The 25,400-nt window shown below is 34.9% G+C and carries 22 protein-coding genes; 17 read left to right on the top strand and 5 right to left on the bottom strand.

Annotated features, from left to right (window positions below; translation table 11 throughout):
• The first annotated feature begins 368 nt into the window (after positions 1-368).
• The 14 genes from HL290_RS14600 (at position 369) to HL290_RS14535 (ending at position 17,460) form a co-directional block, all read left to right on the top strand.
• Positions 369-1,643: an HlyD family secretion protein gene (locus HL290_RS14600; RefSeq protein ID WP_198496861.1), complete on the top strand. Its 1,275-nt coding sequence runs from the start codon at positions 369-371 to the stop codon at positions 1,641-1,643.
• 1 nt (position 1,644) lies between these two features.
• Positions 1,645-3,759 carry a peptidase domain-containing ABC transporter gene (locus HL290_RS14595; protein ID WP_198496860.1) on the top strand — a complete coding sequence of 705 codons (2,115 nt, stop codon included), beginning with the start codon at positions 1,645-1,647 and terminating at the stop codon, positions 3,757-3,759.
• A gap of 49 nt (positions 3,760-3,808) precedes the next feature.
• Complete coding sequence (locus HL290_RS14590) at positions 3,809-4,972, top strand: JmjC domain-containing protein (RefSeq protein WP_227602298.1); 1,164 nt, start codon at positions 3,809-3,811, stop codon at positions 4,970-4,972.
• 48 nt (positions 4,973-5,020) lie between these two features.
• Entirely contained in the window at positions 5,021-5,302 is a 282-nt protein-coding gene (locus HL290_RS14585) for a hypothetical protein (RefSeq protein WP_198496859.1), read from the top strand.
• Between the two features lie 67 nt (positions 5,303-5,369).
• Positions 5,370-5,735 (top strand): hypothetical protein, encoded by a 366-nt coding sequence (locus HL290_RS14580; RefSeq protein ID WP_198496858.1) that lies wholly within the window; start codon positions 5,370-5,372, stop codon positions 5,733-5,735.
• Between the two features lie 778 nt (positions 5,736-6,513).
• Positions 6,514-7,530, top strand: a complete 1,017-nt coding sequence (locus tag HL290_RS14575; RefSeq protein ID WP_198496857.1) for a DUF2939 domain-containing protein — start codon at positions 6,514-6,516, stop codon at positions 7,528-7,530.
• A 322-nt stretch (positions 7,531-7,852) separates the two neighbouring features.
• A complete protein-coding gene (locus tag HL290_RS14570) occupies positions 7,853-9,124 on the top strand; it encodes a sensor histidine kinase (RefSeq protein ID WP_198496856.1) in 1,272 nt (423 codons plus the stop codon).
• A gap of 67 nt (positions 9,125-9,191) precedes the next feature.
• Positions 9,192-11,942, top strand: coding sequence for a bifunctional [glutamate--ammonia ligase]-adenylyl-L-tyrosine phosphorylase/[glutamate--ammonia-ligase] adenylyltransferase (glnE, locus tag HL290_RS14565; RefSeq protein ID WP_198496855.1), 2,751 nt, complete (start codon positions 9,192-9,194; stop codon positions 11,940-11,942).
• Positions 11,943-11,966: 24 nt separating this feature from the next.
• Positions 11,967-12,893 (top strand): branched-chain amino acid transaminase, encoded by a 927-nt coding sequence (locus tag HL290_RS14560; RefSeq protein WP_198496854.1) that lies wholly within the window; start codon positions 11,967-11,969, stop codon positions 12,891-12,893.
• A gap of 67 nt (positions 12,894-12,960) precedes the next feature.
• A complete protein-coding gene (locus tag HL290_RS14555) occupies positions 12,961-13,851 on the top strand; it encodes a mitochondrial fission ELM1 family protein (protein WP_198496853.1) in 891 nt (296 codons plus the stop codon).
• A 22-nt stretch (positions 13,852-13,873) separates the two neighbouring features.
• Positions 13,874-14,902 (top strand): glycosyltransferase, encoded by a 1,029-nt coding sequence (locus HL290_RS14550; protein ID WP_198496852.1) that lies wholly within the window; start codon positions 13,874-13,876, stop codon positions 14,900-14,902.
• Positions 14,899-15,654 carry a polysaccharide deacetylase family protein gene (locus HL290_RS14545; protein ID WP_198496851.1) on the top strand — a complete coding sequence of 252 codons (756 nt, stop codon included), beginning with the start codon at positions 14,899-14,901 and terminating at the stop codon, positions 15,652-15,654. Before HL290_RS14550 ends, HL290_RS14545 begins: the two co-directional genes overlap by 4 nt.
• Positions 15,651-16,418, top strand: a complete 768-nt coding sequence (locus HL290_RS14540) for a glycosyltransferase family 2 protein (protein WP_198496850.1) — start codon at positions 15,651-15,653, stop codon at positions 16,416-16,418. The genes HL290_RS14545 and HL290_RS14540 overlap by 4 nt, the downstream gene beginning before the upstream one ends.
• 7 nt (positions 16,419-16,425) lie before the next feature.
• Entirely contained in the window at positions 16,426-17,460 is a 1,035-nt protein-coding gene (locus HL290_RS14535) for a glycosyltransferase (RefSeq protein WP_198496849.1), read from the top strand.
• Here HL290_RS14535 and ghy read toward each other — a convergent pair.
• Complete coding sequence (ghy, locus tag HL290_RS14530) at positions 17,457-18,344, bottom strand: glycosyl hydrolase Ghy (RefSeq protein ID WP_198496848.1); 888 nt, start codon at positions 18,342-18,344, stop codon at positions 17,457-17,459. The genes HL290_RS14535 and ghy overlap by 4 nt on opposite strands.
• An 83-nt stretch (positions 18,345-18,427) precedes the next feature.
• Between ghy and HL290_RS14525 the strand changes: the two genes are divergently transcribed.
• Positions 18,428-19,186: a glycosyltransferase family 25 protein gene (locus HL290_RS14525; protein ID WP_045435562.1), complete on the top strand. Its 759-nt coding sequence runs from the start codon at positions 18,428-18,430 to the stop codon at positions 19,184-19,186.
• A gap of 38 nt (positions 19,187-19,224) precedes the next feature.
• Positions 19,225-20,169, top strand: coding sequence for a glycosyltransferase family 2 protein (locus HL290_RS14520; protein WP_198496847.1), 945 nt, complete (start codon positions 19,225-19,227; stop codon positions 20,167-20,169).
• A 6-nt stretch (positions 20,170-20,175) separates the two neighbouring features.
• Here HL290_RS14520 and HL290_RS14515 read toward each other — a convergent pair whose 3' ends face one another.
• On the bottom strand, positions 20,176-21,099 hold the full coding sequence (locus HL290_RS14515; protein WP_017392425.1) for a glycosyltransferase family 32 protein: 924 nt from the start codon (positions 21,097-21,099) through the stop codon (positions 20,176-20,178).
• Between the two features lie 32 nt (positions 21,100-21,131).
• The gene (locus HL290_RS14510) at positions 21,132-21,347 is read right to left on the bottom strand and encodes a hypothetical protein (protein ID WP_080027769.1); all 216 of its coding nucleotides are present in this window, start codon (positions 21,345-21,347) and stop codon (positions 21,132-21,134) included.
• A 204-nt stretch (positions 21,348-21,551) separates the two neighbouring features.
• Here HL290_RS14510 and HL290_RS14505 point away from each other — a divergent pair, with 204 nt between their 5' ends.
• Entirely contained in the window at positions 21,552-22,580 is a 1,029-nt protein-coding gene (locus HL290_RS14505) for a stealth conserved region 3 domain-containing protein (RefSeq protein ID WP_198496846.1), read from the top strand.
• Between the two features lie 65 nt (positions 22,581-22,645).
• Here the strand turns inward: HL290_RS14505 and aspS are convergent, their stop codons facing one another.
• Complete coding sequence (gene aspS, locus HL290_RS14500; RefSeq protein WP_017392427.1) at positions 22,646-24,430, bottom strand: aspartate--tRNA ligase; 1,785 nt, start codon at positions 24,428-24,430, stop codon at positions 22,646-22,648.
• 172 nt (positions 24,431-24,602) lie between these two features.
• Entirely contained in the window at positions 24,603-25,367 is a 765-nt protein-coding gene (locus HL290_RS14495) for a DUF4184 family protein (protein WP_198496845.1), read from the bottom strand.
• Positions 25,368-25,400: the final 33 nt, after the last annotated feature.

Raw genomic sequence — 25,400 nt, 5'->3', positions numbered from 1 at the left:
ATTAGATAGGATACTTCCAAAATATTTTTTAATTTGTATAACAAGAAAATCAGGAGAAAAAGAGGTTGTTTTAATAAAAATTAATATCATAAAGTTTTTTGATAATTATATTGGATCTATTTTTTAATTTACTCACATTATATAAGCAAGTTTGCATAGTTTCATAATCTCATTATACGGCTTATTTGTGGCTTTTATTAGCAAAATAAGAAAAACTACTATTGCAATTTTTTAGTTATTCTTCACAAAAAATATCGACAATAAAGGAAAAATGTTATAGATTACCCCGCTTTAAACCCGAATAAAGTTAAAATTGGGTTAACTTTAAAATAATTTCAGCCCCTGGTCCTAGTGTAAAATTAATTGTCATGCTTAAAAATAATAGCCTTTTCCGAAAAGAGGTTTTTGATTCAAGGAAAAATAGATTCGTTGGGAATGTAATTATTTCAGTTCCAATCACATTTAAGATGTTAGCACTCATTTTTGGCTTGATGGGGCTTGCTTTGCTCCTTTTTATTTTTTTAGGTGAATTTACTAAAAAGGTTAGAGTTTCAGGCCAAATTATGCCGAATGATGGGTTTGTAAAAATATATAGTACAAGAACTAGTATTGTGAAGGATATTTACGTTAAAGAAAATGATTTTGTAAAAGTTGGACAGAATCTTTTACATATAAATAATTCATTTTTCTTGGAGAATAATAAAGATTTATATGATTCGATTAGTTACGAATCTAATCAGCGTACAGAGTTGTTTTCAAAGGAAGTTGCTAAAGAAAAAACAATTTATGAAAATAAAAAACAAAATATGATTAAGGAGCTAGACTATATAAATAAAGAAATAAGTAATGCAAATCAACTTTTCTATACTACAAAATATAAGTTGAGTGTAGCTAGTGATGTATATGCACGTTATAAAATAGCCTATAGAAATAATGCGGCTAGCTTGGATGAAGTCCAAATAAAAGAAAGCCAAACCTTGGATCTTAAAAATCAACTTAAACAAATAGAGAGTGATCTAGACAGCTTAAAAGAAAATTTAAGAAATAAAAAATTTGAAATCTTATCTTTAGAACAAGAACACCTTAAACATTTGACACAATTGAAAAGAGAAGAATCTGAAATTAATCAAGAAAAAATTCAGAATCAGTCGAATAGTGATCAAATATTAAAGAGTCCAATTGATGGCAAAATTTCGATAATTAATATCGAGAAGGGACAAACGATTGAACTCAATAAAATACTGATGTCTATAGTGCCAACAAACACTAAGTTAGTATGCTTTTTATACGTTCCATCTAATGCTATAGGTTTTATAAAACCTAACACAGAAGTTTCTATTAGATATTTTGCATTTCCATACCAAAAATTCGGGTTAGCTAAAGCAAAAGTATTGAGCATATCTGAAACCCCAATTCCTTATCAGGATTTAAATTCATTGGGACTGATACCTATGCAAGGCATTACTTCAAATGAGCCTGTATATATTATAAAAGCCTCATTAGAGAAGCAGACTATTACCACTTATGGAGAAGAAGTAAACTTAAAGGTGGGAATGCTACTTGAAGCAGATATAAAGCTTGAGAAAAGAAAAATTTATGAATGGATACTTGAACCTTTGTATACAGTAACTGGTAATATTTAAAATGTCTTATATTCAAAATTTGGTATTTACATTTAGATCAAAGGTCCCAGTAATCCTACAAACGGAAAACAGTGAATGCGGCTTAGCTTGTTTAGCAATGATTTCAAGCTATTATGGCCATTATGAAACAATCTTTACATTAAGGCAAAAATATTCAGTTTCAATAAAAGGAAGCAGTTTAAGTGATTTAATTAAAATTGCTGGACAAATAAATTTAAACTCAAGACCTTTAAGATTAGAGATGAATGAACTCTCGAAACTTAGACTACCATGTATTATTCATATTAACATGGATCATTTTGTTGTATTAGTTTCTGTTAATAAAAAAATTGAAGTGATTGACCCTGCTTTGGGGAAAAGGTTTTTTTCAATCGATGAATTTTCTGATATCTTTACGGGTATTGCTTTAGAAATCTGGCCAAATTCAAAATTTGAGAAGAATGAAAAAAAAGAAATATTTAATTTTTTCTATCTTTTACATGATTTAAAAAACTTATTACCTTCATTTAGTTACATATTAATACTGGCGGTTGTTTTAGAGATCTTAGGCTTAGTTTCACCTCTATATATGCAATTTGTTCTAGATAATGTTATTCCAGAAGGTGATAGACAGTTATTGTTAACTCTAACGATAGCTTTTTTTATGTTAATGGTTTTTAATATTATTATAACTACAACACAAACACTAATAGGCATGTTTGTTTCTACTACTTTAAATGTACGGTGGAAATCAAATGTACTTAATCATTTAGTTAATATTCCTAATGAGTACTTTTTTAAAAGGCATTTAGGGGACATTATTAGTCGGTTTAACTCAATTGACCCTATACAATCCACACTAACTTCAACTTTTATAATAACACTTTTAAATGCTTGTTTGGCGATATTTACACTTTGCTTAATGTTTTATTTTAGTGCTCAATTAGCATTAATAACATTAATTGCTATGATACTTTATCTGTTATTAAAAATAATCACATATTTACCTTTGCGAAGTTTGGCTGAAAAGGGAATTATTCTTGGTGCTTCACAAAATAGTTATTTAATGGAAACTATACGTGGAATCAGAGTAATAAAGCAATATAATAAGCAAGATGAGCGTTCTAATAATTGGCTTAGTTTATTTATTAACCAGACAAATAACTCCTTATCAAGTCAAAAATTAAGTGTAGTAATTTCAATAGTTAATAAATTTATATTTGGAGTTGAGAATTTATTAATTATATGGTTTGGGGCAAATCTTGTAATTGATAAAACATTTACTATTGGTTTTCTTACGGCATTTATTGCATATAAAACTCAATTCTCAACTAGGTTTTCAAGCCTTATTGATAGCTATTTTCAAATAAAAATGTTGAGTCTTCATGGTGAGAGATTGAGCGATATCGTTTTAACTGATCAAGAAGCTGTAACATCTTTTGAACTAACATCAAATTTAAAGCAGGAAATTAAAGGTCAGATTAAAGCTGAGAATATCAGTTTTAAATATGGGGATTTCGAAGCTGAAATTATTCAAGACCTGAATTTAACAATTGAGGCAGGTCAGAGTATTGCACTTACAGGACCGAGTGGATGTGGAAAAACAACATTTTTAAATTTACTTAATGCATCTTTAGAACCAACTTCGGGTGAAATTTTTCTTGATAATATTCCATTTTCACAATTGGGTACAAAAAATTTAAGGTCATTAATAGCCTGTGTAGACCAAAATGATACTTTATTTGCTGGAAATATTATTGAGAATATTAGTTTTTTTGATTCTAATGTAAATCTTGAATGGGTTGAGCGATGTGCTGAAATGGCAGGTATTCATAATGAAATAATTAAGATGCCTATGGGATATTGGAGTTTGGTGGGTGATATGGGAAGTAGTTTATCGGGAGGGCAGAAACAAAGAATACTAATCGCACGTGCGCTCTATCAAAAACCTAAAATTCTCTTTATGGATGAAGCCACAAGTCATTTAGATATACGAAAAGAAAAAGAAATTAACCAAATGATTTCTGAGTTAAAAATTACCAGAGTTATTATTGCTCATAGAAAAGAGACAATTATGTCTGCTGATCGTGTAATTTCACTTAAGGAGGGAAAAATATGCTTTGATAAGATTAAATGATCTCTCAAATTTTAAGCTTTGAAACTTTATACTTTTAAGAATTATTTTTATGATTAAACTTGATATCTCACCTAATAAATTTCGGAATGAATTCCAAAGTAAAAAACCATTTCTTGTTAGAAATTCTTTTGTCCCACAAATAACAGATCGACAAATTGATGAAATAGTGCTGCGTGCAGATATTATTCAAGATGACTTTAAACTTAATTTTGAAGGAAAAGTTCTACCAAAGAATAAATATGTTGAAAGTTTTCAAGATGTGGGAAAAGTACGTAATCGCTTTATAAAAGCAGCACTAGTTGATTATATGAGACGTGGTGCGACTCTTATTGCTAATAAATTATATAACGAGCCTTTAATATATAACTATCATAAACAAATTGAAGAAATAGCAAATCGACCTGCATTATCAAGCCTATATATCAGTTACGGGAATGAAGATGATAGCTCTTTCCGTGCTCATTGGGATACGCGTGATGTATTTGTTTTACAATTAGTAGGTCGAAAAAAATGGATATTGCATGAGCCAAATTTTGAATATCCTTTACCAAGCCAGCAAAGTAAAGATATGGAACATGTAGTAAAATGTCCAACTACTGAACCTTATATGGAAGTTATTTTAGAGGAAGGTGATTTATTATATGTTCCTAGAGGATGGTGGCACGATCCAGTACCATGTGGAGAGCGTACAGTTCATTTAAGTGTAGGTACATATGCCATTTATAGAAATGATTATTTACATTGGATTATTCAAAATATTTTGCCAAGTCATCCAGAAGCTAGAATGCATTTAGATTCATATAATTCTATTGATGACTTGACTGCATATGCAAATCTTATCCATGAAAAATTAACTGATCCGGAATTATTAAGAAATTTTCACCGGTTACATGCTGTTGAACATTATAGAACTAATGATACATTAAATTTAAATAGTCTATGTGATCCTAATATTGAAGAAATACCTGAAGAAAAATTACTATATATTAATTTATTTCATTGCGTGGAGGATTTAGAAAAAGATATTATTGCTAATGGTACTTTTTTAAAAATTGAAAGTAGGCCTGATATGAGAAAAGTTTTACAATGTATACTTGATCATCAAGGTATTTCTACTTATACATTGCTTAAAAAAATGCCAAATCTTGACAAAAAGTATGTTAAAAATATGCTTTTTAAATTAGCTTGTTTTGATATTATTCGTTTTGATTAATATTTAATTACTTTTTAATAAAAACTTTATTCGAATATGAGGCTTTAAATGCGAACTTTAAATATAGAAGAACTTGAAACGATTGGTGGTGGTGCTGATGATTCTAATTCTGCTGCAAAAGGCAAAGTAGTTGATGGTGTTATTGCATGGGCTATCGGGGAAATGGGAGAAAAAACACAAGAATATGCTGATGCGTATGATAGAGGTGGGATGACTAGTGTAATTGTTGAAACACCAGCTTTCCAAGCCATAATTGGTACCACATCAATGATTGGAGAAGCATTAAATGCTGGTACTGACTATTGCGGTGGTAGCACTGATTATAGTTAATTTATAAATAAAACAGCTACCCTCTCATAGGGTAGTTGTTAAATATTTTGTATAGAGAACTTATATTATGAATTTAGATTATTTTGGTTTTGGTGTTACTAGATTTATTATTGTTTTTTTGATAGGAAGTTTTTTCTCTCTATTGCTTCGCTTTGTTTTTAGTTTTGATAGTAATAGTGCTGTAGAAATTGGCACCTATTTAACTTATATACTTTTTGTTTATTTGGGATATATTTATACTAGAAAGTCCACTGGTTTAAGATATTTGAATTCTTTCTTTTTATCATTTTTAGTGATTTTAATATTTATTATAATTTGTATTGCTTTTGGTTATTTTGATTTAAGTGGTGCATTACGTTCTTTACTATTGTATTTGCTTTTAATGCAATTTGGGTCATTAATATTTCTTATTAAAACTAAGTTTGTGAACTGATAGGATAGTGAGCTTTGTTAAAGTAATTGAGCTCACTAAATTTTATCTTTAAATATTGAGGATAATAAATAAAAATTTCTATATAACTAATAAAAGAAAGTGAAATTTCAAACTATTAAATAATTTAACATAATTAAAAAGGCTCATGCGTTTAGTATAAATCCTCCTTTAAGGTTAAGTAGATATTTAAATAAAATGAGATAAACAGCATACAGTATGTTTTTATTAAACAATTTTTTAACTCCTGACAAAAACTAATGTAAATCCATCTTTTTTTGATTTGTTCGAAGGTAAATGATCAGAGTAATGAACTATTTGGATAAATAATGATCATTTGATTATGGTAGTAGAATAAACATCCATAAAGACATCCAATGTAAATTCATTATTAAAATAATTATTTATTATCAAAGAGATGACGTGTCGGTTCGAGTCCGACCCTCGGGACCATATTCAGAATCGTAAGATTCTACAAAAACCCCTAAGTTAACGGCTTAGGGGGGGGTTGTTGGGTTAAAAAAACTGCCTATCAATTATAATTTTATCTTTTATTGTTAATTCTTGATTTATAAAAAGTTTAGATTTCTTATGAAATTTCATTCAGGAGACGATTTACGAAAATAAGTGATGATCTATAATTTTTGTGGAATAAATAGATCTGTCCTTCATTCAAAGTCTTGAGCTGTAAATTTTGATTAGAATATAAAAGACAAGATAGGGTATACGATTTAGGTAGGATTATTTTTCTACTTATTATTTTACAATTAGAGAGTAAATTATGAATAAAAAAATGATTGGGGTAATCTTCGGCTTAATCATTTTGATTTGTGGGTATTTATACGCTTCGCCTTATATCATCTTAAATAGTATTAAGAATGCATTGAAAGAGAATGATAGTGAAAAGGTTTCTGCTTATATTGACTATACAAGTGTACGCCAAAGTCTGAAAGATCAGATGAATGCTTATATGCTAAAAGAGATCACAACTAAAGAAGCAAATGGTTGGGAAGCTTTAGGTGCAATGATGGCTTCTACTTTGGCCGAGAAGATGGTCGATGCAGTAGTAACACCTGAAGGTATGACCTTGATGCTGCAAGGGAAGGATCTTAGAAAAAGTTTAACTGGTAATAGAGAGGATACGCCTAAAGAAAGAACAGATACCTCAAAGATAGAATACAGAACTCGGTATTTATCAATGAGTATGTTTGAGGTAAATTTTAAAAATAAAGAGAATGGTTCGGATGTGAAAATCATTATGGAGCGTGATGGTTTGAGCTGGAAAATAAAAAAGATTGTTTTGCCCATGGATGAGATAAAGCCTAAACAAAAACTAGAGCCGACAACGATTCCTACAGTAGAAAAAATACCAGAATCTGAAAATCCATCAATGATAGAACCAACGACAACGTTTAATTTCTCTGGTGTACAGAAGGGGGCGAAACTTGAATCTTGTTATCATGATCCATGTTCAATTGCTCGTGTTATGGAATTTAAATTAATTAAGCAGACACCCACTGAATCAAATATTGAGTTAACACTTGTGGGTGGTAGCCGAGGCTGGGATGCTAAACAAATAGAATGGAACCATGAAGCTCATAAAATCCAGATTCAATGCTCTATTACTAAGCCAACAATACAGATTGAAGATCAGGTAACAATCGTACCTTTAAATAATTCTGGTGTGCCTGGTGTATTATGGTCGGATGCCGAAACTTATATGCAAGCATGCCATAACTATACTGGGGATATGGATGCTGGCATTCAACAGTATGGTTATAATGTACAAGATAGTTAAATTATTAATAAATAGTAATCTGAAAAAAGGCTAGTTTGTTGGCCTTTTTTCAAACAATACTTTTAATCTGCTTTCAATAATTCTGAACTCACATTTCTAACATCTTACAACTCTCCACCTTCAAACATTTGTTGTATTTTCCTAAAAACTGCCCACTTTATGTATCTAAAAACCTTTAATTGAAACTTCACATTTCTATTTTGAAAAGAAAGTTGCTCTTTTAATGTACTGTGTTAAAGTTTGTAGTAGATCATAATGATTATAAGTACATTTCTTTTAAGAGCGGTTCCGACCAAAAACGACAAAATCTGTGAGGCGGGCAATGACATTCCAACATTTAGAACTAAACCAGATTGAGCAGTTAAGTGCTTGTAGAATATCGCTTTTGCTTGGATTAAATGCCGAGCAGAACTATATTGAGCAATTTTTCCGGTTTAGTCTTCGTCTTTTGAAGTGTAAAAAAGCCTTATTGACTTTTAATCAAGAACCTTACTTTTGGCATCGTTGCCCAGATGGTATGACCGCCATTTCGTTTAAACCTTCAAAACATTTAAAACAGTGCTTTGCTAAACAACAGGTGATTAATCACTTACATCCTTCCTATCAAAATTTAACCAACTATTTAAAAGAATTAAACATCGAGTGCAGCAGGGCATTGGCCGTGCATCTTCTACACCCTGATAAAACATCTATGGGTTTCGCCGTTTTTTTTGATGATGATGCAGCAACATTTGAAGATGAAGACATCCAGTTATTGCTCGATTACTGTTCTACTTTTATGCAACAGGTCGAGTTGAAGTTTAACTATGAAGAGTTAAACGAACTCTATGAGCAACAAGTCGCGATTAACTCAAGTAAAACAAAATTCTTTTCAATCATTTCACATGATCTCCGAGCGCCATTTCATGGTTTGTTAGGTTTTTCAGAAGTACTCGCCAAAGAGCGTGAAACTTTAGATGAATCAAGCATTCAAAACATTGCAGACTATCTATATGACACTTCGCAATCGACCTATAACTTGCTCGAAAGCTTACTGACATGGGCCATGGCAGAAGGTGGGCGTTTTGTTTATCACCCGATTAACTTTAACCTTAGACAAGTCAGTAATATCGTTTTTGATGTTTTATATACCTTAGCTTTAAAGAAAAATATTGAATTGATGAATGCTGTACCAGAAGATTTAAAAATCTATGCTGATATCAATATGATGACCTCAGTGATTCAAAACTTGGTGTCAAACGCGCTGAAATTTACAGATGTTGATGGTTCGGGCAAAGTCTTTATTGAAGCTAAACAAACTGGCGAAAATATTGAAATAACAGTTCGAGACACCGGATTAGGTATGACCAAGCAACAAATGGCGAATTTGTTCCATCCACGTATTACTGCCAGCTTTAAAGGTACAGCAGGTGAAAAAGGTGCGGGTTTAGGTTTGAGCTTATGTAAACGTTTTGTCGAGATTAATCAGGGGAAAATTAATGTCAGTTCCAAAGAGGGTGTTGGAACCACATTTAAAGTTTTATTACCTTCGGCTCAAGACAGTCATGATCCTCATATCGAATATCAATCATCATCGGAAGCAAAATTAGTCTAATCCCTTTTCCTACCACTACTCGAACTGCTATAACTAAAAAGAGAGTACGAGGAAAAGAGCTTTTTATATGAATGCGGAGCAGTTACAAAAAACATTGCGTGCGAGTCAGTACGCAGAACAAGTTTTAGGCCTGCATCAGGCTGTTTTAGATCAAGATTACCAAATAGATCAATTTACTGCACCGCTCTCAACTGATCAAATTTACCAATTTGTACAAACCACATTAGATGGAATTGGTGACGAAACATCTTGGATGCGCGCACTTCGTATTTTGCGTGGTCGTTTAATGTTTCGCTGGATCTGGCAAGATGCCAATCAGCTTACCGATGTTGTCACACTTACTCGTGAACTTTCTGATTTTGCCGATGCCAGCATTTGTGCGGCAAAGGCTTTTGCACGTGTAGCACTCGTAGCGAAACACGGTGAACCTGTGGGTTACTCTGGCAAAGTTCAAGATTTGATTGTAGTTGCCATGGGTAAGCTCGGTGCACAAGAGCTTAATCTCTCGAGTGATATTGATCTAATTTTTGCCTTTGATGAACAAGGCGAAACCAATGGTCGTAAATGCATTGATGTACAGCAGTTCTGTATTTTATGGGGACAAAAACTCATTTATTTGCTTGAGCACATTACCGCAGATGGTTTTGTGTTTCGAGTAGATATGCGCTTGCGTCCTTGGGGGGATGGTTCGGCATTGGCGATTAGTCATGCAGCTTTAGAAAAATATTTAAGTCAGCATGGTCGTGAATGGGAACGCTATGCATGGATTAAGGCACGTGTTGTAACTGGAGATAAAGAAGGGCAAGACTTGTTAGAAATGACACGTCCTTTTGTATTCCGTCGTTATGTTGATTACACCGCCTTTGCTGCTATGCGCGATATGAAAGCGATGATTGAGCGTGAAGTTCTACGCCGTCATATCGAGGATGATATTAAACTCGGGGCAGGCGGTATTCGCGAAATTGAATTTATTGTTCAGGTGTTCCAGCTTATTTATGGCGGGTCTAAGCGTGAGTTACAAGACCGCCAATGTTTAGTCAGCCTTGAGCACATTGGTGAAGCAGGTTTGTTAGAAAAACAAGCCGTTTTAGAATTAGAAGATGCCTATCTGTTTTTACGCCGTGTTGAACATGCAATTCAAGCGCTCAATGATCAACAAACCCAGCTATTGCCAGAAGAAATTGACCTAAGACAACGCATTATAGATACCTTAGGTTTTGCGAGCTGGAATGAATTTATTGATGTTCTTAATGAGAAACGCCAGAAAGTAAAAGTTCAATTTAAGCAATTGATTGAAGATACAAGTTCAAATGCAGCGACTGAAAACTTTGGGCAGTTAGAGCAGCAATTAGATGAAGTGTTGGATGACAATGCGAAAAATCTGATTCATGAGTTTTGGCACGGTCATGCACTCAAAAAACTACCTTCAAATGCAGTTCAGCGTTTAAAAACATTCTGGCCTCATTTAATTGAAGTGATCTTACAGTCCGAACAACCTCAAACAGCACTTTTACGTTTAATGCCGCTAATTGAATCGGTCATGCGCCGGACAGTGTACTTAGTCATGCTGATTGAAAGTAAAGGAGCATTACAACGCTTAGTTAAAATGGCGACCGTAAGTCCTTGGATTTGTGAAGAGCTAACGCAATATCCAGTACTGCTTGATGAGTTTCTATCGATGGACTTTGAGTTGCCAAAACGGAAAGACTTAGAAGACTCTTTGCGTCAGCAGTTACTTCGCATTGAAATTGATCAGGTTGAAGACCAAATGCGAGCACTTCGCCTGTTTAAAAAGAGCAATGTACTCACTGTCGCTGCAAGCGATGTGTTAGCTGAAAGCCCACTAATGAAAGTATCCGATGCGTTAACTGATATTGCTGAAGTGAGTGTAAACGCAACCCTCCATTTAGCTTATCAGACTGTAGCAAAGCGTCATGGTTACCCATGTGATGTCGATGGGAAACGGTGCTCTCTCGACTACAAAGCCTTTGCTGTCATTGGGTATGGCAAGGTAGGTGGAATTGAGCTGGGTTATGGTTCAGATTTAGATCTTGTCTTTATTCATTATCTGGATGAACAAGCCGATACGGATGGAACTAAGTCTATTACTGGCTTTGAGTTTGCGATGCGTGTTGCTCAAAAATTTATGTCACTCATGACCACCCAAACGCTTGATGGCCGTGTCTATGAAATTGATACACGATTAAGACCATCAGGTGAAGCAGGTTTGTTGGTGACAAGTCTTAAGGCCTACGAACACTATCAGTTGAAAAGTGCATGGCTTTGGGAGCATCAGGCACTCGTTCGTGCACGTTCTATTGCTGGTGATCAGGTGCTTTGCCAGAAATTTGAAATATTTCGCCGCGAGATATTGACTCAATCTAGAGATGAGGCTTATGTTCGTGAAGAAGTGTTGAAAATGCGTCAGAAAATGAAAGACCACCTAGGTTCATCTTCTGAACAAAAAAAACATGGTATTTTTCATTTAAAACAGGATGCAGGTGGTATCGTCGATATCGAATTTATGGCACAGTATGCTGTACTTGCATGGAGCGGGACGAACCCTGATCTCGCCCATTATTCTGATAATGTAAGAATTTTAGAAGATGCTGCTAAAGCAGACTGCTTATCCAGTGAAGATGCCACAGCATTAATTCGAGCCTATCTTAGTGAACGTGCCGAAAGCCACCGTTTAGCCCTTGCAAATCAATCCATGCAAGTAAGCGCAGCGGACTGGCGTAGTACCCGTGCGGTCGTTTGCAATTTATGGCAAAGATTAATAGACCCAACCGCCTCGGTTGAGTTGGATAGTGAATGATTTTATAACAATTTGGAGTGTTCCATGAATTTGGCTGATCGTGATGGTTTTATTTGGCAAGATGGACAATTAATTGATTGGCGTGATGCAAAGATTCACGTTTTAACACATACTTTACACTACAGTATGGGCGTATTTGAGGGTGTTCGTGCTTATGAAACGCCTAAAGGTACTGCCATTTTCCGTCTGCAAGACCACACAAAACGTTTGTTAAATTCAGCAAAAATTTATCAAATGAAAGTACCGTATGACCAAGCAATGCTTGAACAAGCACAAATTGATGTTGTACGTGAAAATAAATTAGCTTCTTGCTATTTACGTCCCCTCATCTGGATCGGTTCAGAAAAACTTGGTATTGCAGCAACAAATAACACCATTCATGCCGCAGTTGCAGCATGGGCATGGGGCGCATACCTTGGTGATGAAGCAATGGCGAATGGTATTCGCGTTAAAACTTCATCGTTTACTCACCATCATCCAAACGTGACCATGTGTAAAGCAAAAGCATCTGGTAACTATACGTTGTCAATTCTTGCTCACCAAGAAGTTGCACATTCTGGTTACGATGAAGCTATGTTAATGGACCCGCAAGGTTATGTATGCCAAGGTTCTGGTGAAAACGTATTCTTAATTAAAGATGGCGTTTTACATACTCCAGATATCGCTGGTGGTGCGCTTGATGGTATTACACGCCAAACTGTCATGACGATTGCTAGAGATCTTGGTTATCAAGTTGTTGAACGTCGTATTACACGTGATGAATTCTACATTGCAGACGAAGCATTCTTCACTGGTACTGCTGCGGAAGTAACACCAATTCGTGAATACGATGACCGTCCAATTGGTGCAGGTGGCCGTGGCCCAATTACTACTGAAATTCAAAAGACTTACTTTGATGCAGTTCAAGGTAGAAATCCGAAATATGAACACTGGTTAACTTACGTAAAATAAGTTAATCCGTTAACATAAAAAGGCGAACATAAGTTTCGCCTTTTTATTTTTGGCTTCGGGAGCTTTTATGCATATTGTCTATGTCTCTGATGGTAAGGCAGGACACCGTTCACAAGCATTAGGCTTGTTTCAGGCAATGCAAAGACAACAGCCAGAAACAACTTTTGAAGAAATCCTCATTTCTGATTTACCTATTATTTCTTTAATTCAGGTACTTTTCTCTTCAAAAAACTCCTTATTTCAACAAGCCCCCGATTTTATATTTGGAGTGGGCAGTCACACTCATTTTCGGGTCTGGTTACTCGGTAAAATTTTTAGAAAAGCTAAAACTATTATTTTGATGAAGCCTAACTTACCTGTGGTTTGTTTTGATTATGCTGTTATTCCAGAACATGACGGTATTCATGCCGATAGCCATGTGATTGTCACGCGTGGTGCACTCAATCCAATTCGTAATGAAAATCGCCATCAAGCAGCCAGAATTTTAATAGCCTTAGGTGGCTCATCTAAACGACATCAATGGAACCAAGATAAAGTATTAAGCAGTGTTCAAAAAATTGTTGAGAATAATCCAGACGCTGAAATTATTCTGACGACTTCACGCCGAACGCCAGCAGGATTTATCGATATTTTAAGACAGCAAAGCTTTGCCACACATTTGCAAATATTTCCGGTTGAGCAAACACCTCAAGGCTGGATTTTTGAAGAAATGCAAAAAGCAGAAGCTGTTTGGGTGACAGAAGACAGCGTATCTATGATATTTGAGGCGCTTACTGCGGGTTGTCGAGTAGGGGTAATGGCAATGGACCGTTTGAAAGACGACCGCATTACCTACTCAGTTGATCAAATGTTAGAATCAAAGTTAATTTCACAGCAGACTTGTGTTGTACAGTTACCACAACCTTATGCTTTTAAAGAAGCAGACCGTGTGGCAACATATCTTTTAGCGAAAAATTAAATTTTTTATTTTGAGTAAATAAATGAAAATATTGCATATTGCGAATTTTGGCTTTAATAAACAAGGCGCCCATTTTTACTGCACAGACCGTAAAATTTCTGCCGGATTAATTGAAAATGGCCATTTCGTTTATGACTTTAGTTTTCGTGACATGGCTCGCATGGGAACCATTTTTAAAACAAAAAAACTGGGTGCCAGTTGGGCCAATAAAGAAGTACTAAAGGTCGTTAATAATATTGAACCTGATCTGATACTTATCGGACATAGTGATTTAATGAGTCCGGATGTCCTTAGACAGATTAAAGAATCTTATCCAAATACTAAAATTGCATTTTGGTATGTTGACCCGCTTTATCTCGAAAGCAAACTCGATTTCGTAAAAGCATTTTCGCCTTATCTAGATGCTATTTTCTGCACAACAGGTGGCGAATATCTACAAAAATTAAAGCAGCCTCATTTAAGCGTCGCCTATTTGCCAAATGTTGGTCACCGTAATGTAGAAACGCTACAACAATTTTCAAACGCTAACACAGACAAGACTTTTATTTTCTGTGGCGTGGTTTATAAAGAACCTGAGCGTGAGAAGTTCTTAAAAGATTTGGCAGATGCATTGAAACAAGGCCATGTGAACTATCAATATTATGGTTGCTTTGAACAGCCGGGTGTTTACGGTAAAGGTTATTATAAAGTTTTGTCTGAGACAAAAATGGGACTCAATTACTCACGCCGTAATGATGTAACCTTGTATAGTTCTGACCGTATTGTACAACTGACCGGTAATGGTTTACTCACCTTTAGCCCAAGAATTCCTGGCTTTGAAAAACTCTACACTGAGCAGGAAGTAGTTTACTTTGGTGATCAGTTCGACTTGGCCAAAAAGATACAATTCTTTGATCAGAATCCAGAGCAAGCTAAAAAAATAGCGAAAGAGGGATGGGAGAAAACACGCAAATCTTTCAATGCTAAGCGCATCACCCAATTTATGGTTGAAGTGACATTTAAGCAGCCCCTTTCAGAAAATTATGAATGGTCACATGAGGTGTATGCATGATGTGGTTTTTGTACGTTGCGGTAGGCCTGCTAGCACTTGCTGCACTATTATATGTGCTGGGTAATTATACATTTTGGCTTCCGTTTCGTTCGAGCAAACTACCACGCATTGTGATGCTGCATCAGGTTACCCCTAAAGATGCGGCCTCCGGCATGAATATGCCTCCTGAAAAGTTTGAACAACTCTTACAGTTGTTGACGCGTAAAAAAGCTACTTTTTGCTTTGTCTCTGAGCTTGAACAACATCGTGGTCAAAAGAACATTGTTGCTTTAAGTTTTGATGATGGCTTTATGGATAATTATCTATATGCCTATCCATTACTCAAAAAATATAATGCAAAGGCAACCATTTATTTGGCTACGCAAATTGAAGGAATCGAAAAGCTAACTCATGAGCAAATCCATGAAATGGCAAATTCAGGTTTGATTGAGTTTGGTGCGCATACACAACATCATGTGAATTTACTTAAGCTTGATGATCAAACCGCTTATGATGAAATGCTTCAATCTAAAAAAGATGTCGAAGCATTAGTTGGAAAATGCCCTAGCTTTGCTTATCCGTTTGGTCGATTTAACGAAAAGCACCAGAAAATGGCGCAAGAGATTGGCTTTAAAAACGCCGTATCAACTCGTAAAAAAATCGAAGCGTACGAAGCAATTAATCAATTTAATATTCCACGTGTCAGCACGCATGGTGCCATGAATGCTTTACAGATGCGTATCGCCCTTGCTAAAGGACGTTATAAGTTATGAATAAAATTCCATGTAGTGTCTATATTGTCACTTTAAATTGTGGCGCTTGGTTAGAGCGAACTTTGCAAAGTGTCAGTGAGTTTGATGAAGTCATTATTTTAGACTCTGGCAGTACTGACAATACTTATGAAATTGCAGAGCGCTTTGAAAATACGCAAATCTCTCATCAAGATTGGCAAGGTTATGCTGGGCAAAAAAGTTTGGCTTTAGCAAAATGCCGAAATGATTGGGTACTCAATTTAGATGGTGATGAAGTCTTATCTAACGAGTTAAAACAAGAGATTGTTGAGACCATTCAACAGAACAAGCTTGATGCATTAATCACACCGATTAATGATGTGTTCTTAGGTGTTCCCAACAGCAAACATACTAAAAAGCATGCAAAAGTGCGTTTTTTTCGCAAGTCTAAAGGACATTATGACCTTGCCAATAAAGTCCATGAAAATGTGATTGTGGATGGTGAATCTCAGCGCGCTCAACATGATATTTATCATTATGGCGAGTCGAGCATTTTCGTTAAAGTCGAAAAAAATAACCAATATTCCAATTTAAAAGCATTAGAGAAATTCCAAAAAGGAAAGTCTCCAAGCGTTGCAAAATTGGTTTTGGTGATGCCAGTGACTTTTATGAAGTCTTATTTTATTCGCCGTAGTTTCTTAAATGGTTGGCGTGGTTTCGTTAATAGTATGATCAACGCGTTTTATGCATTTCTAAAAGAAGCAAAACTATTTGAACAGACTATGAATAAAGATAAAAATAAGTAGGCAAGCTATGAAAATTGTTCAGGTATTGGCAACGAGTGGCGGAATTGGTGGCTTAGAGCAGCATACTTTTAACCTTGTTAATGAGCTTGCTTTAAATCAAGAAGTGCATGTCATTGCACATCCTTGCTATGTAGACAAGTTTAGCCAACAGGTACATTTTTATGCTGTTGATTTTGCACGTAGCCGCTGGAATATTTTTTTACTTTGGCAACTTAAAAATCTGATCCAGCAAATTCAACCTGCTATTGTTCATGCACAAGCAGGAAAGGCGGCTGAGCTAATTGCCCGTATTAAGCCATTTTTATCTGGCCCTAAATTTGTAACGACGGTACACGGTACTAAAAAGAATAAATCTGCCTATTTAGCAGGTGATGCTGTTATTGCTGTGAGCCAAGCACTCACACAAGGGATTCCCGAGTCGAAAGCACACGTGGTTTACAACGGGGTATATCCTCAACCCGTACTTACAGTTGAAAATAAAGAAAAATTACTTCAATCGATTCAAAAAGATTTTGCTGAGCTAGACCCTAGCAAAAAAGTTGTCATGTGTATTGGACGTCTAGAACCAGTAAAAAATATCAGTTTATTGATTGAGTCGTTGCAACATATCGATGCCAATTTATGGATTGTAGGCGATGGTTCACTTAGAGCAAGTTTAGCGAAACAAGTCAGTGAATTAAACATGCAAAATCGGGTCGCTTTTCTTGGGTTTAGAACTGATGCTCGTGATCTGGTCCAGTTGGCAGATGTTGTAGTTTTATCTTCTGACCGTGAAGGTTTTCCGCTCGTAATGGTAGAAGCTTTACAGGCCGATAAAGCTATGGCTTCAACTAAAGTGAATGGTGTGATCGAGTGGCTGCCAGAACAATATCTAGCAGAAATTGGAGATGCAGAGGGCCTAACAAGCGCAATTCAAGCTGCACTTAAGCCGGATGCACAAAATGCCTTTAGCCCTCTGTATGAAAAAGCCAAAGCTGAACTAACTGTGCCAGCCATGGCCGAGCAGACGCTTAATATTTATAAGCAGCTGTTGAAAACTTAATTATTTTTTGGCGTAAGGCGGATGGCATCAAGTACCACGAAGTTATCTTCGACATTAATGGTATGGCAACCGTCATCTGCCTGATTCCAGTCTGGTAAAACCACTTCTAGTAATTTTTCTTCATAGGCTGTTGGGCTAAGCTGAGTAATCGCTTTTAATTCGATATTGCCGCCATAACGTTTTAAAGAATCTTGGCTTGGTCGAACCAGTTGTCCTTTATAAATAAAAGGTTTGCCTGCCATACGGAATTGCTGACTGCCTCGGCACACTGGATTCATTGGGTGCTCTTGCCATTGAGGATTCAAAATATCTTCGGTAAAAAATAGATCTAAACGGTCACCAAACTTCTTACAATCACGACGTGTTGAAGTAAAAAGATACCATAAGCCTTCATGATAAAAAGGTGTGCTGTCGACTGCTTCGATATTCTCGATCAGATTAGAATGCTTTTCCCATTTCAGTGGAAACTCAGTACATTTCCAAAGCTCAATAGTTTTATTAGCCGAAGTCTCAGGAATCATGTACCAAGTGTCTTCTACTTTAAATACACAAGGATATGAGAGGTGGTAATCGAGTTTTAAAATAGTCTCAGGTGGGGTGTAGGTGCCATCCTTAAAGACTTCCAAGACAGAAAGAAAGCCGACTGGATGCTGATCATCGACTTCTTCAAAAAAAATAAAATGACGGCCATTTTCATAAGCATAAAAGCTATCTGCAAATGTAAACTTTTTAGGGGAATGGATCTCAAAGAGTGAATCTAATTGCTCAAGTGTTGTAAAAGGTTGTTCTAACCAGCCGAAACGCATATACCAATGAGAGTCAAAAGATTTTGCTTTTTTTGCTTGTTGGTATTTGTACCATTTTTTTTGAATTGAACGAATCATGACAATACAAGAAAATAAAAAAGATATATTAACTCTATTTTACATTAGATATGATACTCGCTGTTTAAAAGGGGAATAGCTTAATGAAGATTTATGTTGTAACTATCGAAGATGAAAAATCACCTCGTTTAAGTAAGTTCCTCGGCCAAAATTTTTTCAAGACGAGTAAGGTTGACTACACAAAAGTAGGCGTTAAGGGGGTGGATTTATCCGTAAAACAATATTTTGAAATGGCTGTAAAAGGTCGTTCCCAACCTTTAACACCGAGTGAGCTAGGCTGTACCTTATCTCATTTAAAAGCTTTAGAGCTTTTTCTTGAATCGGAAGATGAATATGCATTGATTTTTGAAGATGATGCAATATTGCCTGATGATTTAACGATTGATAAGTTAAAAGAAGAATTAGAAAAAGTAGCTTTACCATCGAATTTACTATTTAGTTTAGGCGGTATTCAAATGAAGGAATGCCTAAAAACAAGAGGTGAATTTAAAGACTACAATTTTTTAAATAAAAAAGTATTAGAAGTGGTTCCAGATTTTTTCCATCGTGCTTGCTATGCTTTTGCGTACGTTGTTGATAGAAAAATGGCTGAAACATTACTTAAATATCATCATAAAATAAGAAAAGCAGATGATTGGAGTTATTTATTTGATTTTGATTCAACTGTTCATATCTTAATGTCATTTATTGTCGATCATCCAGTAATTGAAATTGGAGAAAAAGATCCAATATTAAGCCGGTTAGAAAGTGAAAGAGCAAAATCTGAAGATTTAGAAAAAAGTAAATATGGTCATGGTTTAAGAAAAAATTTGGCGAAATTATCATATAAGCGATACTTTTAAATTTTTTAATTATATTTTTAAGTTTAGAGATATTTTATATGACAGCTTTAGTTAGTATTATTGTGCCGGCTTATAATGCCTCAAATACTATTCTTGATACTATTAAATCAATAGACGAACAAACTTATAAAAATTTTGAGTGCATAATTGTAGATGATGGATCAAACGATAGTGCTGAGTTGTGTGAAAATATATCTGATTATTTAGGTAAAGATAAGTATAAATATTTTAAAAAAGAAAATGGGGGAGTGTCGAGTGCTAGAAATTGGGGGGCAAATAATGCTTCTGGTGACTATTTGATGTTTGTTGACTCTGATGACAAAATTGCATCTAGCTATATTGAAAAATGCTTAAATATATTGCAAACGCGTCCTGATTTAGCATTAGTGTGTACAAATGTTCAAGAGTTTGAACGATCAAATAATAAGATTAGCCATAAAATAGTAAGTTTAAAAGAGTTCATTTTTCATAATGCTATTTTTCCATGTATTGCTTTAATGAGGACTGCTGACTTTAAAAAAGTAGGAGGCTATGATGAAAAACTTAAAGTATGTGAAGATTGGAACTTATATATATCTTTATTAAAAAATAACGAAAAATATTTTGTTATTCCAGAATATTTATATTTTTATAGAAAAAGATCAGATCAGTCTAGTTTAACTGATCAAATTGATTGTCAAAAAATTTCAAAAGAAATCGCTTTGAATAGAATATTTGATAACCATAAGGATTTATACAGTGATCAACTTGGTTCAATCTGGAGTATGGTTGAAAAGAATAATGAAGCTATAAAAATTTCTAAACGATATAGTAGAAGTATTAGTCTGATTTTTATCGTATCACTAATAAGTTTCTTTATTGCATTCTGGGGTAGTTCCACTCGATATATTCAAATAATTGTAATTTTTAATATATTTATTTTTGCACTATTTCTTTTTTTAAATAATAAATTTAAAAAAGAAATAACTAAGTATAGATATTAATAGATTTTAAAAATCAAGAAGTGAATTTTTCTTAACTTTATTTGATTTAATATATGGTGCTAATAAATTTCTATCTGAGCCAATTAACTTTATAAGATAAGGCATATTTGATGGTCTATAGTTCAGTACTAATGATTCAATAAAGTGGATATGAGATTTTTTATTAAAACCATGATAGATAAAAGCATTTTCATCACAATTAACTAGTGAAATACTCATATCCATTTTTCTTAAAACTTTTTGACAAGCTACATAAATAACTAGATATTCGAGTCGACAAATATTTTGAAAATATTCATTATAGTTTGGACATGTTTTTCTAATTTCCTCAATATAGTTTTTAACCCCTAATTTAATGGCATAGGTTAGTTCAATTAACCATTCTTTAAAAAAAGGATTATCTTTCTCAGAAGCTAGAAGCCAACTTTCAATGACTGGGTACTGTTTTACAGTAGTATTGGCATTGCTATAATAACCAAATGCCTTGGTTTTGTTGTTATTACATAGATCAATAATCCAGTCTAAATTACTATATAGAATTACACTTGCATCAACCCATATACCACCATGTTTATATAATAAATATAAGCGTAGTAGATCAGATTTTAATTGAGGAGTGAGACCTTCAAATTGAGAAAAGTCAATTTCACAAAAATCACTTATATTGTTATTATCTAAAATATGAACAGTATATTCATGATTCAAACTTTTAATACGTTCTAAACAACGTTCTACAAGTTCTGGTTTTTTAGAGTCCCAGTATATCCATATGATTTTTGGAATATTAATTTTACCTTCAGATTGAGGATGAAGGGTAATTAGATTTGCTAGGTTGTTAGGTTCAAGATTTTTGATACGCTTATCTATATAGAATTTAAGATGAAACCTTAAAAGGAAAAAAATTTTTCTTGTAGATTTGCGTAAACCCATAACAACCTCAAATGATAAATAAAAAGAATTTTTTATTTATCCGTATTTCCTTTTAAAACCATATAAATCAGCGCAACAAAAATAAGCAATGCACCTGCTAAGCTACTTACGCAGAAATAAAGAATACGTTGACTTGTAGTGATGTTAAATAATTCATTTGCAAGGATATAGCGCATGAAAAACCATTGCGCAAGAGAGAATACAATTACGATTAAAGCATGTCGACGTACATCAGGGCGCATTGCCATAATGAATCACCAAGGGAGAAAAAGTGGAGGTATTATGCCATTTGCCCACTCTCATCTCAATAGAGCCTTAATTGAGTAAAATTGTGTAGAAAAACTAAAATTATGAATAAATTGTGAATTTTTATTAACATTAATAAACTTTGAGGTCCATTTTTTATCTGAAATTTTCTAGTAAATTTCTGTACTTATTTGGATATATGTTTAATGCAGCCTGTTGATTTTGTAATGATTTGGGTAGACTCAACCGATACGAAATGGCAGCAACAATACATATATTATAAATCCAGAGAAACTAAAACAAAGGTAGTTGAATCTATTGATCAATGCCGCTATCGCGACTGGAATAATCTTCATTACTGGTTTCGATCTGTTGAGAAATATTGTCCGTGGGTCAGAAAGATCCATCTGGTGACTTGTGGTCACTTCCCTGAATTTTTAGTCAAAAATCATCCTAAGTTAAATTTGGTCACACACGATCAAATTATAGAACCAAATTGTTTACCGACATTTAACTCACATGCCATTGAAATCAATATTCATAAAATTGAGGGATTAGCAGAGCATTTTGTCTATTTTAATGATGATACCTTTATCAATAGCCCTTTAGAGCCTGAGTTCTTTTTTAGAAATGGTTTACCTTGTGATGGTGTGCGTTTACAGCCACTCATGGTCGTAGGTGAAGAGAACTTTTTAGGCGCAGTTGCTTTGACTGATGTTGCAATTATTAATAAACATTTTGATAAGCGAAAATTATTTCATAAAAATCCTTATGCTCTTTTTAATTATCGTTATTCTATGAGCAGTAATTTGGGGAATTTTTTAAGTTTATATAACCGAAAATTCTCAAGCTTTTATAGTACTCATTTGCCTCAACCATTTTTGAAGTCAGTCTTTGAGGAAGTGTGGAAAACTGAAGAGGCTTACTTAAAAGAAGTGTCAAGTCATCGGTTTAGACAGCCTTTAGATGTTAATCAGTATCTTTTTCGGTTGTGGCAATTGTGCTCAGGTCGCTTTTATCCTGTAAATATATTTGAACGTGGTCAAAACTTTAACTTAAGGCTACAAAATCTTCCTGAAATTAATCAAGTGATTAAGAATGAAAGGCTTCCACAAATTTGTCTAAATGATGATGAACATGGGGTTGATTTTGAAAAGCTTAAAACAGGAATCATTCAGATTTTTGATCAAAAATTTAAAACGCTCTCAAGTTTTGAAAAAGAAATATCTCATTAAAATTTGAAAATTAATGAATAAAAAACCCTGCATAAGCAGGGTTTTTTAATTTGAGAATCTAAAAATTATTTAGATTCTTCAGCTTTTGGCTTTTCACGTAAGCGGATGCCCAAGTCACGAAGCTGATTTGCTTCAACAGGAGCAGGTGCTTGAGTAAGTGGACATTCAGCAGTCTTAGTTTTAGGGAATGCAATAACGTCACGAATAGAAGTCGCGCCAGTCATTAACATCACTAAACGGTCAAGACCAAATGCCAAACCACCGTGAGGAGGAGCGCCGTAACGAAGTGCATTTAATAAGAAGCTGAATTTCTCTTCTGCTTCTTCATCAGAAATACCAAGCGCTTCAAAAATCGCTTTTTGCATTTCTAATGTATAAATACGAAGTGAACCACCACCAACTTCAGTACCGTTCAATACCATGTCGTAAGCAACAGAAAGTGCTTCACCTGGATTGCTCTTCACTTCTTCTACGCTTGATTTTGGTAGCGTGAATGGATGGTGAACAGAAGTCCATTTGCCATCGTCAGTTTCTTCAAACATTGGGAAGTCAACAACCCAAAGTGGAGCCCACTCACAAGTTGAAAGATTCAAATCATGGCCAATCTTCACACGAAGAGCACCCATTGCATCATTTACAACTTTAGCTTTATCTGCACCGAAGAATACGATATCGCCATCTTGCGCACCAACACGTGCCAACAATTCAAGTACGATCGGTTCAATGAATTTCACGATTGGAGATTGAAGACCTTCAATTCCTTTAGCGAGTTCATTAACTTTGATGTAAGCCAAACCTTTTGCACCATAGATGCCAACGAATTTGGTGTATTCATCGATTGCACTACGTGGCAATGATGCTGCACCTGGAACACGTAAGGCAACAATACGACCTTTAGGATCTTTTGCAGGACCCGCAAATACTTTGAACTCTACTTCTTGCATTAAGTCTGCAACATCGACGAGTTTCAACGGAATACGCATGTCAGGTTTGTCTGATGCATAGTCACGCATTGCATCTGCATACGTCATACGTTGGAATTTATCGAATTTAACGCCAAGAAGTTCATCGAACATCTTCACAGTAAGGACTTCCATTAAGTCCATAATGTCATCGTCACTCATGAACGATGTTTCAACGTCGATTTGAGTAAATTCTGGTTGACGATCAGCACGTAAGTCTTCGTCACGGAAACATTTCGCGATTTGGTAGTAACGATCAATACCACCCACCATCAACAATTGTTTGAATAATTGTGGTGATTGTGGAAGTGCATAGAAACTACCATTTTGTACACGACTTGGTACTAAGTAGTCACGCGCACCTTCAGGAGTTGCACGTGTCAAAATAGGTGTTTCAACGTCTAAGAAACCATTATCTTCGAAATAGTTACGAATAAGATTGGTCAATTTAGAACGGAAGCGTAAACGATCCAACATTTCAGGACGACGAATATCTAAGAAACGATATTTCAAACGAATTTCTTCAGAAATATTGGTATTTTCATCATTTAAAGGGAATGGAGGTGTTTCTGAAGCGGCAAGAACTTCGATGTCTTTACCTAAAACTTCAATTTGACCACTCACCATGTTGGCATTTTCAGTACCTTCATAACGGCGACGAACACGACCTGTAATTTTTAATACATATTCAGAACGTGCTTTATCTGCAGTTGCAAATGCTTCTGGAGTATCTGGGTCAATAACCACTTGAACGAGACCATCACGGTCACGCATATCAAGGAAAATAACACCACCATGGTCACGGCGACGATGTACCCAACCGCATAGTGTAACGGTTTGGTCGATTTGGGCTTCAGTTAAAGAGCCACAGTAATGAGTTCGCATCATAATGAAAATTATCCAAACTATATTGGCTGAAAAGACGGATGCGTAAACCGCGCACCGTCAAAAAAAAATAAGTTTTCGATTATGCCTTGTTGCATGGTTTGTCACAAGAAGTAGATCAAAAAACCGCAGAAATTAACCTGAAAATGAGCAATTTGGCAGCAAGTTTCCTGATTCATCCCATTCTTTGTTGCCTATCTAAAAACAAGAATAATAAGCATCCTAAGCTAAAGGTGCTTAACCAGCCCTGCATAAACTCATTAATCGAACGGCCTGTAAAATAATAGGTATCAGCATGCCAAACCTCATGAGGAATATAGCGGGCATAATCCCAAAAAGAAAATAAACCCAAGAGCGTAGATAGAATAAATAAAGACCATGCAAAAATTTTAATTTTTCTACTTACTTTCCAATGCTGTTTATAGCGCTGGTAATAGTGAAGGCACATCCAAGCGAGAAAAGGTAAAGCAAGAGCAGAAGAGCCTAGTTGCAAAAGACGATGTAATGGATATGTACGTCCAAAAAGATGAACTGTTGTCGCTAATACATCTTTAAATACAAAGGTCCGAAAGTCTGCATGCGTTAAACCATCCCAAATCAGATGAGTCGCTATGCCGATGATGAGTGCAAATATGATTCCAATAAAAAATATAGAAATACGTTTTAAAGAATTGAGCGCAAGATCATGTTGCACACCAAAAAAACGGTACACCACTGGACGATAAAGAAAATACCAAACTGCACAAAAGACGAGACCTAATGCAAGGTTGGGATAAATCAGACCTTTCCATTGGTGCGTCAGCATGCTGGATTGAACTGTAAATAAGCGGTAAAGATCGGGTGTCATACTCCCAATGGCTAACGCAGCAATCGGTAAAGTGTTTTGGCTAAGCTTAGATAAGGGAGGAGCTATAACGGCATGAGAGATGGTAAAAGGCATTAGAAATCAAAAATTACTCACATCATTTAGTTG

It is taken from the genome of Acinetobacter sp. AC1-2, assembly GCF_016124155.1.
GTDB lineage: Bacteria > Pseudomonadota > Gammaproteobacteria > Pseudomonadales > Moraxellaceae > Acinetobacter > Acinetobacter calcoaceticus.
Note: the sequence above shows the minus strand (reverse complement) of the source record. Positions and strands in the feature narration are given on the sequence as shown.

Coding starts and splice junctions, on each gene's coding strand:
- HL290_RS14595 (WP_198496860.1), top strand. CDS start 1,645: ATGTCTTATATTCAAAATTTGGTATTTACATTTAGATCAAAGGTCCCA.
- HL290_RS14550 (WP_198496852.1), top strand. CDS start 13,874: ATGAAAATATTGCATATTGCGAATTTTGGCTTTAATAAACAAGGCGCC.
- HL290_RS14580 (WP_198496858.1), top strand. CDS start 5,370: ATGAATTTAGATTATTTTGGTTTTGGTGTTACTAGATTTATTATTGTT.
- HL290_RS14545 (WP_198496851.1), top strand. CDS start 14,899: ATGATGTGGTTTTTGTACGTTGCGGTAGGCCTGCTAGCACTTGCTGCA.
- HL290_RS14525 (WP_045435562.1), top strand. CDS start 18,428: ATGAAGATTTATGTTGTAACTATCGAAGATGAAAAATCACCTCGTTTA.
- HL290_RS14505 (WP_198496846.1), top strand. CDS start 21,552: ATGCAGCCTGTTGATTTTGTAATGATTTGGGTAGACTCAACCGATACG.
- HL290_RS14560 (WP_198496854.1), top strand. CDS start 11,967: ATGAATTTGGCTGATCGTGATGGTTTTATTTGGCAAGATGGACAATTA.
- HL290_RS14510 (WP_080027769.1), bottom strand. CDS start 21,347: ATGGCAATGCGCCCTGATGTACGTCGACATGCTTTAATCGTAATTGTA.
- HL290_RS14575 (WP_198496857.1), top strand. CDS start 6,514: ATGAATAAAAAAATGATTGGGGTAATCTTCGGCTTAATCATTTTGATT.
- HL290_RS14570 (WP_198496856.1), top strand. CDS start 7,853: ATGACATTCCAACATTTAGAACTAAACCAGATTGAGCAGTTAAGTGCT.
- HL290_RS14585 (WP_198496859.1), top strand. CDS start 5,021: ATGCGAACTTTAAATATAGAAGAACTTGAAACGATTGGTGGTGGTGCT.
- HL290_RS14520 (WP_198496847.1), top strand. CDS start 19,225: ATGACAGCTTTAGTTAGTATTATTGTGCCGGCTTATAATGCCTCAAAT.
- glnE (WP_198496855.1), top strand. CDS start 9,192: ATGAATGCGGAGCAGTTACAAAAAACATTGCGTGCGAGTCAGTACGCA.
- HL290_RS14535 (WP_198496849.1), top strand. CDS start 16,426: ATGAAAATTGTTCAGGTATTGGCAACGAGTGGCGGAATTGGTGGCTTA.
- HL290_RS14495 (WP_198496845.1), bottom strand. CDS start 25,367: ATGCCTTTTACCATCTCTCATGCCGTTATAGCTCCTCCCTTATCTAAG.
- ghy (WP_198496848.1), bottom strand. CDS start 18,344: ATGATTCGTTCAATTCAAAAAAAATGGTACAAATACCAACAAGCAAAA.
- HL290_RS14515 (WP_017392425.1), bottom strand. CDS start 21,099: ATGGGTTTACGCAAATCTACAAGAAAAATTTTTTTCCTTTTAAGGTTT.
- aspS (WP_017392427.1), bottom strand. CDS start 24,430: ATGATGCGAACTCATTACTGTGGCTCTTTAACTGAAGCCCAAATCGAC.
- HL290_RS14540 (WP_198496850.1), top strand. CDS start 15,651: ATGAATAAAATTCCATGTAGTGTCTATATTGTCACTTTAAATTGTGGC.
- HL290_RS14555 (WP_198496853.1), top strand. CDS start 12,961: ATGCATATTGTCTATGTCTCTGATGGTAAGGCAGGACACCGTTCACAA.
- HL290_RS14590 (WP_227602298.1), top strand. CDS start 3,809: ATGATTAAACTTGATATCTCACCTAATAAATTTCGGAATGAATTCCAA.
- HL290_RS14600 (WP_198496861.1), top strand. CDS start 369: ATGCTTAAAAATAATAGCCTTTTCCGAAAAGAGGTTTTTGATTCAAGG.